General features: G+C 59.9%; 11 protein-coding genes and 2 pseudogenes. 10 read left to right on the top strand and 3 right to left on the bottom strand.

Annotated features, from left to right (window positions below):
* Nucleotides 1-147: 147 nt before the first annotated feature.
* The 7 genes and pseudogenes from F8R15_RS20370 to F8R15_RS20400 all read left to right on the top strand — a co-directional run.
* A pseudogene (locus F8R15_RS20370) lies at nucleotides 148-585 on the top strand (extracellular solute-binding protein); the annotation flags it as partial.
* Between the two features lie 99 nt (nucleotides 586-684).
* Nucleotides 685-963: pseudogene (locus tag F8R15_RS20375) on the top strand (sugar ABC transporter permease); the annotation flags it as partial.
* Between the two features lie 421 nt (nucleotides 964-1,384).
* Nucleotides 1,385-2,563 (top strand): plasmid partitioning protein RepA, encoded by a 1,179-nt coding sequence (gene repA, locus F8R15_RS20380; RefSeq protein ID WP_083080392.1) that lies wholly within the window; start codon nucleotides 1,385-1,387, stop codon nucleotides 2,561-2,563.
* Nucleotide 2,564: 1 nt separating this feature from the next.
* On the top strand, nucleotides 2,565-3,524 hold the full coding sequence (repB, locus tag F8R15_RS20385; RefSeq protein WP_083080389.1) for a plasmid partitioning protein RepB: 960 nt from the start codon (nucleotides 2,565-2,567) through the stop codon (nucleotides 3,522-3,524).
* A gap of 173 nt (nucleotides 3,525-3,697) precedes the next feature.
* The gene (repC, locus tag F8R15_RS20390) at nucleotides 3,698-4,783 is read left to right on the top strand and encodes a plasmid replication protein RepC (protein ID WP_083080388.1); all 1,086 of its coding nucleotides are present in this window, start codon (nucleotides 3,698-3,700) and stop codon (nucleotides 4,781-4,783) included.
* Between the two features lie 102 nt (nucleotides 4,784-4,885).
* The gene (locus tag F8R15_RS20395) at nucleotides 4,886-5,143 is read left to right on the top strand and encodes a type II toxin-antitoxin system ParD family antitoxin (protein WP_038133673.1); all 258 of its coding nucleotides are present in this window, start codon (nucleotides 4,886-4,888) and stop codon (nucleotides 5,141-5,143) included.
* An 8-nt stretch (nucleotides 5,144-5,151) separates the two neighbouring features.
* On the top strand, nucleotides 5,152-5,472 hold the full coding sequence (locus F8R15_RS20400; protein ID WP_152845808.1) for a type II toxin-antitoxin system RelE/ParE family toxin: 321 nt from the start codon (nucleotides 5,152-5,154) through the stop codon (nucleotides 5,470-5,472).
* 71 nt (nucleotides 5,473-5,543) lie between these two features.
* Here the strand turns inward: F8R15_RS20400 and F8R15_RS20405 are convergent, their stop codons facing one another.
* Nucleotides 5,544-6,638 carry a tyrosine-type recombinase/integrase gene (locus tag F8R15_RS20405; RefSeq protein ID WP_083080383.1) on the bottom strand — a complete coding sequence of 365 codons (1,095 nt, stop codon included), beginning with the start codon at nucleotides 6,636-6,638 and terminating at the stop codon, nucleotides 5,544-5,546.
* Between the two features lie 156 nt (nucleotides 6,639-6,794).
* Here F8R15_RS20405 and F8R15_RS20410 point away from each other — a divergent pair, with 156 nt between their 5' ends.
* From F8R15_RS20410 to F8R15_RS20420, 3 genes are all read left to right on the top strand, one after another.
* Nucleotides 6,795-7,679: a DUF1403 family protein gene (locus F8R15_RS20410; protein ID WP_152845809.1), complete on the top strand. Its 885-nt coding sequence runs from the start codon at nucleotides 6,795-6,797 to the stop codon at nucleotides 7,677-7,679.
* Between the two features lie 2 nt (nucleotides 7,680-7,681).
* Complete coding sequence (locus tag F8R15_RS20415) at nucleotides 7,682-8,269, top strand: SMC-Scp complex subunit ScpB (RefSeq protein WP_152845810.1); 588 nt, start codon at nucleotides 7,682-7,684, stop codon at nucleotides 8,267-8,269.
* A gap of 98 nt (nucleotides 8,270-8,367) precedes the next feature.
* Nucleotides 8,368-9,657, top strand: a complete 1,290-nt coding sequence (locus F8R15_RS20420; protein WP_152845811.1) for an ATP-binding protein — start codon at nucleotides 8,368-8,370, stop codon at nucleotides 9,655-9,657.
* A gap of 858 nt (nucleotides 9,658-10,515) precedes the next feature.
* Here the strand turns inward: F8R15_RS20420 and F8R15_RS21995 are convergent.
* Both F8R15_RS21995 and F8R15_RS20425 read right to left on the bottom strand, forming a co-directional pair.
* Nucleotides 10,516-10,641: a hypothetical protein gene (locus F8R15_RS21995; RefSeq protein ID WP_256365702.1), complete on the bottom strand. Its 126-nt coding sequence runs from the start codon at nucleotides 10,639-10,641 to the stop codon at nucleotides 10,516-10,518.
* Nucleotides 10,642-10,656: 15 nt separating this feature from the next.
* Nucleotides 10,657-11,145: a VOC family protein gene (locus F8R15_RS20425; protein WP_152845812.1), complete on the bottom strand. Its 489-nt coding sequence runs from the start codon at nucleotides 11,143-11,145 to the stop codon at nucleotides 10,657-10,659.
* Between the last annotated feature and the right edge of the window lie 283 nt (nucleotides 11,146-11,428).

Here is an 11,428-nt window from a genome sequence, read left to right on the forward strand (position 1 = left end):
CTTCGATCGCCAGATCGCGGAACTTCAGGTCCGCATCGCCATCATGAACGGCTACACCGCGCTCGGCATACCCGTCACGGAAGCTGTGGGATAAGTCCGTCCGGGGAAAGGGGAACCTCGGCCATCAACCGATTTGTGCAACAGAGCCCCTATTGGGCCTCGCTTGGCGAGGGCAAGCAAAGCTTTATCGGCGGCGCTGCTCTGTTCGCGATGGCGGGCAAGCCCGACGATCAGAACAAATGCACCGCGCAGTTCTTTTCGTTCCTGACCTCGCCGGAAATTCAGGTCTACTGGCATGAAAACACCGGTTATGTGCCGGTCACCACGGCGGCTTATGAACTTGCCAAAAGCCAAGGTTATTATGAGAAAAACCCGGTGGCCGAGATTGGCATCAAGCAGCTGATGTTGCCGGGCGGCGCGTGGACCAAGGGCTATCGTCTTGGCTTTTACCCGCAGATCCGCAGCGTGATGGAGCGCGAGTTCAACAAGATCTTCTCGGGCGAGGAAACCCCGAAAGCGGCCTTCGATACGATCGAGAGCGAAGGTAATCAGCTACTCGCACGGTTTGCCAAAACGTCCAGCTGACACCGTCCTGTGGACGCAGTCTTCCGGCTCCGGATCATCGCATCCGGGGCCGGCCCTCTTTCCCGGCGCGTGCTGCGCCAAGCAAGACAGGTTTCAGACGTGACTCACACCCCGCTCCCGATTACCGAGAGCCCGCTACCTTTTGCTTCCCGTCTTGCGCGCTGGTGGCGCGGAGGCGATGCGCAACCGGCCAAGCGCGTGCAATTTGACCGCCCTCTGACGCCGTGGGTGTTCTTGCTGCCCCAACTGGCGGTGGTCGTGATCTTTTTCTACTGGCCCTCAGTGCAGGCGGTGACCTCGTCCTTTTATATCGAAGACCCCTTCGGCTTTGGCTCGACCTTTGTGGGGCTTGAGAATTACACCGAAGTGCTAAGCAATAATGATCCGCCGGCGAATGGGTACATCCGCTGAAAAAGGGATAGAAACAGCATAGCGCTGCCCCCCACATCAAGAATCGGCCTTGAGCCGAGTCGCGAAAGCAGCCCTACTTGGCTGATGAGGCGCAAGAGAGGGGGTTTTTCCCGAACGCTTATGCAAAACGATGCTTGCGGGACGCGCGCTGGTCTATTGCGGGCCGTGTCATAACAAAATTATATTTTTCAACGCCTTATCTGAAATATACCGCTCGTATAACGGACAACCACAATATCTGGTGGCCCCCCCTGCCCCGCCAGCCCCTGAGAAAAGGTTTGCGCGAAGGCTCAAAACACGGCTATAGAAACGTTAAAAATGAGCATGGCGCAAAACAGCGTTTCTAACAGGGCCGGAGCCGCAATAGGTAACCGGTGACAGGTGAACTATGAGCGACAAGACGATCCGCATCAACGAGCGTATCCGTGAGAACGCGGAGAATATCGCTGCGGCGCTTGAAAATCACATGATGACAGCCTTCGCACCGGATGCGCGCAAGGAATTGCGCATGTTTTCGGCAGGCGAAGTTGCGGATTTGCTGGGGATTTCGGCCTCTTTCCTGCGCAAGCTGCATTTCGAGAACAAGATCGAGGATGTGCACACCAGTGCGGGCGGGCGGCGCTATTATCGTGCGACCGATCTTGCCGCGATCCGCCAGCGCCTTGATAGCGCGGCCAAAGTGCCGGGCACCTATCTGCGCGGCCGCCGCCCCGGCGACAAGGTGCAAGTCCTGTCTTTCCTGAATTTCAAGGGCGGGTCTGGCAAAACCACCAGCACAATTCACGCCGCCCAACGTCTCGCGCTGAAAGGCTACCGGATTCTGTGCGTCGATATCGACCCGCAAGCCTCGCTGACCACCCTGTTCGGGTATCGCCCCGAAGTGGATTTCCTTGAGACAGGCACGATCTACGACGCGATCTGCTACGAAGACCCGCTGCCGTTACGTCAGGTGATCCAGAAAACCTTTTTCGAAGGCATCGATCTGGCCCCCGCAGGGCTTATCTTGCAGGAGTTCGAACACGAAACGCCGCGCGCGCTGATGAACAATGTGCAGCCGCCTTTCTATAGCCGGATGGCGATGGCCTTGTCCGAGGTCGAAGCCGATTACGACCTGATCCTGTTCGATTGCCCGCCCCAGCTTGGCTATCTCACGATGGCGGCGCTATGTGCCTCGACGGGGCTGTTTATCACCGTCGTGCCGAACATGCTTGATGTCGCCTCGATGTCGCAATTCCTGCAAATGAGCGCGGATTTGCTCGACGTGGTCAGCAATGCGGGCGCCGAGATGGATTACGACTTTCTGAGATTCCTGATAAACCGGTTGGAGCCGAATGACGGCCCGCAACAACAGGTCGTGGCCTTTTTGCGCAACCTGTTCAACAAGGAAGTCATGACCAATGCGATGCTGAAATCGACTGCAATTTCGGATGCCGGCCTGACCCATCAAACCATCTACGAGGTCGAACGCAGCCAGTTCAACCGCAATACCTATGATCGCGCGGTGGATTCACTCAATGGAGTGAATGATGAAATTGAATCCCTGATCCAATCAGCATGGGGACGCTAACATGGCACGCAAAGGCATACTAAGCACGAATATCACGCCCAATTCCACAGCACCGGGCCGTCAACGGCCAACGCCGCAGGGCGCAGTCGGGGCATTGCAAAGCAGCCTGACCAAGCTTCAGGAAAATGCGGTGCAGGACATTGATCCGGAGCTGATCGACAACGCGGGGCTTGAGGACCGGCTGGGTCTGGATGCTGCGGAACAGGCGCGTCTGACAGAAAGCCTTCAGATCTATGGCCAACAGGTGCCGGTTCTGCTGCGCCCGCATCCCGAAACCAAGGGCCGCTACGAGATCGTCTATGGCCGCCGCCGTCTTGCCGCCCTGCGCGCGCTGGGGCTGCCGGTCAAGGCGATGGTGCGCCAGCTTGACGATCATGCGCTTGTCATGGCGCAGGGGCAGGAAAATAACAGCCGCTCCGATCTGAGCTTTATCGAGAAGGCCAGCTTTGCGGCGCAGTTGCAAACGTCAGGCTATGATCGCCAGACGATCGCGGCGGCGCTTGCGATTGATCTGCCCATGGTGAGCCGGATGCTCAAGGTCGGCTGCGCCTTTGAGCTGGATTTCCTGCGCCAGATCGGGCGCGCGCCGTCAATCGGGCGCGAACGCTGGATGATGTTGGTGGATCTGTTCCAAGACCCCGCCGCGCGCAGCCGCGCCCATACCTACATGAAGCGGCCCGAATTTGCGCAGATGACCACGGATGCCCGGTTCGAAGCTGTGCTTCTGGCCGCGCAGGACAAACATCGTGTCGCCCCCCCTGCCCCGAAATCCGCGCCCCGCAAGGCCACTGTCACCGCCCCTTCGGGCACGACCCTGGCGCAGGTGAAGGCAACCGACAAATCCGTAAACCTGAGTGTCGGCCTGAAAGGGTTCGATACCTGGATCGAAGAGAACGCAGATGAGCTGCTCAACGAATGGTTTGCCCGCTGGCAATCCGAGCAGTCCGACAGCCCCCAATAACCCGAGCAGTAACAACAAGGAGGCACAGTACAGGACCAGAAAAAAGAAAAGCCCCCCAAGCTAGTGGAAGGCCCTTCTCGTCGTTTGCACCTACGAGATACCCCGCTTCCACGAATCAGTCAACTCCGTCAGCTTGGACAGGGGATGATTTTTTGCGGCCTGCGTGACATTTCATGACAGTTCAATCCACCCGATTCCTCGGGCGGCCGGTTGCGGCTGCGCCCGACGAGGATGTTGTGTCCCATGACAAATGGGCACTCGTCGCCGATCTGACAACGGCAGCAGACGATTACGGCCTGTCGCATCGCACGATTACGGTGTTGCGCACGATGCTCACCTTTGTGCCCGATCGCCACCTGCCCCCCCTGCCCGGCTGCTCGATCGTGTTTGCCTCGAACGCGACACTCAGCGAGCGACTTGGCGGAATGCCCGAAAGCACGTTGCGCCGCCATCTTGCGGCATTGGTCGAGGCCCATATCATCACCCGCGTCGACAGTCCCAACCGCAAACGCTATGCCAAGCGGCTTGGCCAAGGCATTGCCTGCGCCTACGGGTTTGATCTTGCGCCGCTGGCAATCATGGCGCGCGATATCTCGGCGCGCGCCCGCGCCTGTGAACGCCGCGCCGAAGAACACGCCGCCCTGCGCAGTGCCGTTCTTGTGGCGCGCCAGACCCTGTGTGAACAGCTGGCAAGCGAAGGGATCGACCCCGATGGCATGCATGAGCTGTCTCCCCTCCTCGCGCGCACCCGTCTGATGTTGCGGCGCAAGAACAACGCCGAAGCCTTACGCGCCCTTCTGATCGAGTTTGAAGCAGCCGTTTTGAGCGCCAGCGACACTGAAAATGAGCGCCACCAACATAGGGAAATAAATAAAAACTCTGATAGAACCCCCGTTCAAAGCGACGTGCAAAATTCTGCGCAACGCTTTGCTCCAAGCGATACCCCAAGCTTTGAAAGCCTTACCGACAGCTTTACCGAGTATCATCGGATGTTCCCCCAAGGCGCCAGTGAATGGTCAGAGCTGGAGAAACAGGCACGACAGTTAGTTCCAATGATGGGCATTGATCTACAAGTCTATGAAGAAGCCAGTCGCATCATGGCCCCTTGCATTGCTCCAATTGCGGTTCTCTGCCTTCTGGAACGGTTTGATACATTGAAAAATCCAGGAGGCTTCTTGCGCCACTTAACCCAACGCGCCCGATCTGGTGAACTGGATATGGCCCGATTGCTGGCGTCATCAGGGATTATTGTCAGCTGACAATCGCGTAACGCAGCAATCGTGCGAATGAATTAGCCTGGCACATGGCCATTGATCAAAACACGGGATTGGCATATATTGCCAAAGCAGGAGGCCCGAGAAATGGTTACACGAAACGTCGTTCTCACGGAAACGCAAGACCAGCTGGTGCAAGCTCTGGTCAGTTCCGGGCGCTATCAAAACGCGAGTGAGGCGATGCGCGCAGGGCTGCGATTGCTGGAGCATGAAGAGGCTCAGCTTGCCGAAATCCGTCAAGGGCTGCTTGAAGGCTTGGCACAGGCCAAGACCGGTGATCTTGCCGAAGGCAGCGGCGCAGATGCGATCCGTGATGCATTCAGACAGGCCCGGACCGCGTCGTGACACGAAGCTTGCGGCTGACACGCCGCGCACAACAAAGCCTGGTCGCAATCGCGCAATGGACCATCGCGCGCTTTGGCCAGCGCCAGTCCGAGATCTACGAGGCCGAACTGATCGAGCGGTGTGAGGCGATTGTGGCCGGGCAAGCCCATAGCCAGAGCTGTGCCATCCTGGTCGATGACGCAGAGGATCTTCGCTTTGCAAGGGCGGGTGAGCATTTTCTCGTCTTCCTCGACACCGCTGACGAAGTCATCATCATTGACATCCTGCATGCCCGCAGCGATCTGCCGCGCCATGTCGCCGCGTTAACGGCAATGAAGCGCGACAGCTAACCCTCTGGCAATCGCCTTGACGAGGCGAAATTGTCAGCTGACAATTTTTCTATTTTCACGAGGACAGCGCGTCACAACCCCGCCTCTTTGGTCAGGTTCACGCGGAACCGGTCGCGGCGGCGCTGATAGCGGCGGGTCATTTCGGCGCTGGCATGGCCAAGCTGCTTTTGAACATGGCGCTCGTCGACCTCGGCGGAACTGGCAAGACCAGCGCGCAGGGAATGGCCGGAAAACAGCGCAAGGCGGTCTTTCTCGGGCAGCTCCGCGCGGATGCCCGCGTCCAGAACAGTTTGCTTGATCAACCGCGCGACGTGTTTATCGCTCAGGCGGGCCGCAAGCGCCTTTTTGCCATCGCGGGATGTCCGAACAAACAGCGGGCCAAAGTCGATCCTGGCGAACTGCAACCACTGCTCCAGCGCATGCACCGGGCAGGTCTGATCGGACGAGCCGCGCCCGATCTCGACCTCACGCCAGCCGGTCTTGGCGTTGAGCGTGAGCAGGACGCCCGCGTCCATAATCTCGATCCAGCCACCGCTGTCGGGCGTGTCATCCTTATGCAGATCCAGACTGACAATCTCGGAGCGCCGCAACCCGCCCGCATAGCCCAGCAGCAGAATTGCACGATCACGCAACCCGCGCAGGTCGTAGGGCAGGGTGGCCACCATCGCGAGAATGTCGTCGCGCAGGATCGCTTCTTTCTGCACCGGCGGGCGCGCATGTTTGCGTTTGATCCCCGCCAGAACAGTCGCGATATGGCGGTTCTTGCGATCAAGCGCAAAGCCGCGCTGCGCATAATTCCAGCCAAGGCCGGACAGGCGGCGCTCAATAGTCGAGACCGACAGGGCAGGGACCTTGCCCGCAGGCGCTGCCAGATCGGCAAGGTAAAGACCGATCAGTTCCGGCGAAGGCGGCAAAGGCTCGATGCCCTTCATCCGGCACCAGCGCGCGAAATGCGCCCAGTCCTTGCCATAGGCTTTCAGCGTGTTGTCAGAGGCCGCCGCGCGGGCATAATCGCGGGCCGTGTCCACCAACCGATCTAATGCGCCGGACCCCGCAACATGCGCGGGCAGGGCGATGGCATCGGGTTCGTGATCTCTCTCGTCGGGCTGAGCATCATCAGACAAACCAGACTGCGTTAATCTCGATTTCTTAGTCTCTGAGGGCATTTTTCAGCAAATCCAGCGGTGAAATTGAACTGCTTCCCTGCATATCTTTTAATGTCCGATAAGGCAAACTTATTGGACATAACTTGGTCCTACAAAGCGGGGCGGTTTTGCTGTAATTTTCTGGAGAAAAGCGCCGCGACGGGATAGGCTCAGGGCATGACATTCCCGATGCCCGACATCTCTGACGCTCAAGAGACTTTACCGCACCTGCCGACTTGGGTCACGCGGGGGTATGGTGAAACCGCTGAAGATGTGGCGTTTTTGTCGGGTGCCGCGTTGAGCCATCTGCATCTGGTGTTAACGCGCGACGACGTACCCTCTGCCTTGTTGCGCGAACGCCTCGCGTTACGTGCGGCGGAGGTCCGCGTGACTCACTCGGGCCGCCCGGAGCGTGCGCCGGAGCTGCGCGACGCTGTGCATCTGTTGCGCGACGGCGATTTGCCCGGACCGGCGGGCGAGGTCTATCTGGCATGGCGACGCGCGGTGGAGCGCCCGATCTCGGTCGCGTCGCTGCAACGTGCGCTGCCGGATCACGCTCCGGGGGCTCTCGACCGTTGGCTGAGTGCAGGGCAGGGGGCTCCGGTCGCGAGGGCAGTAGGCGTTCTGGAGGCTGTGCTCTCAGACGCCCCGCGCGCGCACCTCGCGGCGCTGATCCTCGCCGATGCCGCCTTGGCGCAGACGCTTGGTTGGAGCCATCTTGTGCCATTGCTCGCTACGGGACTGAAACGCGCCGACCTGCGCCTGACCGGGGCGGAACTGCACTTCGCCTGCCACCGCGCGCTGCACGCTGCAGGAATCGAGACGACCCGGCTGTTCACCGACCTTACCCGCCGCACCGCCCCGCTGCGTGCGGTGGCGCCGAGGCTGCGGGCGAAAGGGGCGGCGGAGGCGGTAGCCCTGTTCCTCGCCCGGGACGCAATCGCGCCGGCCGCCCTGCCGCTGCCCGATCGCGCCGCGCGCAGGCTCTGCAACCGGCTCGTCCAGCTGGGCGCGATCCGCGAGCTGACCGGGCGCGATACCTTCCGCCTGTATGGGGTGTGAGCATGGCGAAGGACCGGACTGCGCTGGACCGCGAGCTTGCCGACCTTCCGCCCGAGATGCGCTGGCGCGAATGGATGCGGCGGATCGAGGCGGTTCTGTTTGCCTCCGCAACGCCAGTTCTACGCGACGATCTGGCGCGGGTGGTGGGGCAGGGGGCGTCGGTCGACCTGCTGATCGCCGATCTCTCAGCCGATCTGGAGGGCCGCGCTTTCGAGGTCGCGCGCGTCGCCGACGGCTGGATGCTGCGCACCCGGCCCGCCTATGCTCCCGCGATCCGGGCGGCGGCGGATGTTGGAGACCAGCTTTTCGATCTGAGCGAATTCGACATCGCCGTGCTTGCCGCCATCGCCTATCACCAGCCGATCACCCGCGACGGGCTGAAAAATATCTTCGGCAAGGAAATCAGCCGCGACCTCACGGGCCGACTGCATGCGCGCGGCCTGATCGCCACCGGCCCCCGCGCGCCCCAACGCGGTGCGCCGTTTACCTTCGTTACCACCGATCAGTTCCTCGCGGCCTTCGATCTGGAGAGCCTGCAGGACCTGCCCGACCGCGAAGGGCTGGAGGATGCGGGGCTGGGTCCCGCGTAGTGAAATGGGTGTGATGGTCGTTTAGTGCGGCTTCTAACGGGCATATTGTGGCAGATCTAATGGACATTTGGTGGAGGCGGTGATAGGCATCCCGTGAGATGGATGAAGTTGATGAATACCTTCCGCGACACCTGACGCCTGAACTGCAGGAAGCTTTGGCAACTGCACGAGTTGTCAACCTTGTCGGGCCACGGCAGGTCGGTAAGACGACCCTTGTTCGTGACCTGTTTAAGAGGGGACGGTTCATCACGCTGGACGATGGGGCGATCCTGGCGGCGATGGAGGCCGACCCCGAGGGCCAGCTGACAAGCCTTGCGGAAGAACTACCTGACGCACCGGTTATCATCGATGAGGCCCAAAGGTCGCCGAAGCTCGCGCTGGCCATCAAAAAAATCGTCGATGGTAACCGCCGGAAAGGACAGTTTGTCCTGACGGGATCATCAAACGTATTCACCACGGCGGAGGTCGCTGACTCGCTGGCGGGCCGGATGCAGACGCTCAAACTCTGGCCGCTCACGACTGCCGAGGTCAATCGCGCGCCGGCGAGCCGGTTGATCGATTGGGCGATGCAGTCCGTCCCGGCGCTGCCTCAGATTTCGGATCCCGCGCAGTTGGGGCGGAAAGATTATGTCGACCTCCTCCTCAAGGGCGGATACCCCGAAATCCGCGCACTGCCTTTCCGGTCACGGCAACGACAGTATCGCGACTACATCGATGCGGTGGTCGATCGAGACGTGGCTGACGTCATGCCGGTTCGGAAGCCTGATGCACTTCGGTTCTTGATCGATCAAATGGCGGCTCGGACTGCGCAAGAGATCAACACGTCCGAATTGGCAAAACTGGCAAAGCTCAAGCGCGAGACAGTAGATCAATATCTCGACATTCTCATGCGGCTCTCATTGGTGACTAAGCTGAGCGCGTGGATGCCGGGAGAGAGTAAACGGGATATCAAGCAACCGAAGTTCCACTTCGTGGATACCGGGATTGCCTGTGCGCTTCGCCGACTGAACGACAGATCTTTTGACATCGGAAACTGCCCCGAAGCTCTGGGTGGCCTTTTGGAAAGCTTCGTTGTCGGTGAGTTGCAGCGCGCTTTGCCGGTGCAGGACGAAGATTATCGTCTCTATCATTGGCGCAGCGCAGACCGGAGGGAAGTCGATATTCTGATCGATGGAGGGCACCGGCTGGTCGGGATCGAAGTCAAGGCAGCGACCACGGTTGCGGCCGAGGATTTCAAGCACCTGAGGTGGTTCGCCACCGATGGCCCGGGAAAAGGGCGTAGCACTGTAGGGATCGTATTCTACCTCGGGCATGAAAAGCTGACCATGGGGGAGGGCAACTTCGCGCTGCCGCTCAGCTCGCTTTGGGCGGCGGTGGATTTGAACTAATCGAGCCCAAGTTTGGAGAGGGGCGGGAAAGAACCACAAGGTCGGCGCGGTCTTCCCCCGCTTGCCTCTCGCTTGATCCGCGCGCTGACTTTTCAAACGTGCTTACGCCGCCGCACAATCAACAGCCCCGTCGATGAGCAGGTGGATGACCTTGGAGCGGGTGAGGATACCCACGAGGCTACCCTCCCGAGGCACGGGAACGACCTCGGTGCCCTGCGTCTTGATAAAACTCGGAAAACCGCATCGACCATAACCTTAGTCGTTGCAAAGTTGCCTGCGACACATACTGTGGTTCGTAGAGGGTTACGATAATGTCTTCAATACTAACGTTTTTCCGAATTTCATTCCTTCTCGTCCTGTATTTCTTCTTGTCCATGGTTGTGGTGGCCACGCTGCTTCAGGGTTGGCCCGTGGTTGGCCAGATGCTGTTTTCGCTTAGTGGCCCTGTTATTCTGGTCTGGTTGCAAGAAAAGCGGCGATCGCGAAAAGTCTCGATTAAAGCCGTTGCTGAGGAAAGTTCGGAAGCCCGGATCTTGCCACCTGAGCCGGTACCGCGCCCAAGTGCCTCCGAAAATTGTATCGAGAGCGAACGAACTCGAGGAGGCAATGCTTTCAAAGCGCCGGTGTCAACGGCGGAGCAAAAACCGGCCACGGGGCGGAGCAAAAGTCTGCCACCAGAGAGGGCATGGGATTGAAGCGGGACGTCTCGCCATCCGCCCGGATCACCTCTCCGCTCGCAGAGCCAACCCTACCGTAGGAAATCGCGTGTTCGACGATAACCTTTGCCGGCGCTCGTTCAGTTGGCAGGGCCTCCAAAACGGCGGTTCTTCCCACGATCTGGCGGGTGGATGAGGTTTCTTATGTTGCCGCTGGATCGAAGGCTTCTGGGTCGCAGATGCCGGTTTCCAAAGCAATCGCGATATCTTCAACGAAGCCATACTTCGGAAAGTTTCCGCAATCCGGGCTGCGGATGATTCGGGGCATTTGTGACCTCATTTCTCAGGTCGCGCCCTGCAACGCCGCCTCGATGCCCGCGATGTCAATCTTCTGCATCTCCATCATTGCAGCCTGTGCGCGGGCCGAAGCGGCCCGGTCCGAGTGTGACAGCGCTTCCATCAGAACTCTCGGAGTGATCTGCCAACGGTAGCCCCAGCGATCCTTGCACCAGCCGCACATGATGGGCTCTCCGCCGTTACCCACGATAGCCTCCCAGAGCCGATCCGTCTCGGCCTGGTCCTCGGTATAGATCTGCAACGAATAGGCATCGTTGGGCTGTACGTGCGGGCCGGCATTGAGCAGCGCATAAGGCAGGCCGAGAAGGGTCATCTCGACCACCTGAACGGTCCCGGCTGGCGCGCTCGGTGCCCCTTCGGGCACGCGGATCACAGTGTCCACATGGCTGTCCGGGAAGGTGGCGGCGTAGAACTCCGCCGCCGCTTCGGCCTCGGTATCGAACCAGAGGAACACGGCAGCCTTTCTTTTCGTCATCGTCTTTCTCCTTTCAGAGGCAATGGGGACGGTGCGCCGGGGGTGTCGCGCAGCTATCGGCGGGAGATCGCCCGGCGCCCTGTCAGTACTCCTGTCCGTCAGTTCGGCAGCCCTTGCATTGATTACAGTTCAGGCGGGCTCTGTTGCACAAATCGGTTGATGGCCGAGGTTCCCCTTTCCCCGGACGGACTTATCCCACAGCTTCCGTGACGGGTATGCCGAGCGCGGTGTAGCCGTTCATGATGGCGATGCGGACCTGAAGTTCCGCGATCTGGCGATCGAA

The sequence above is a fragment of the Thioclava sp. JE_KL1 genome (assembly GCF_009296265.1).
Classification (GTDB): domain Bacteria; phylum Pseudomonadota; class Alphaproteobacteria; order Rhodobacterales; family Rhodobacteraceae; genus Thioclava.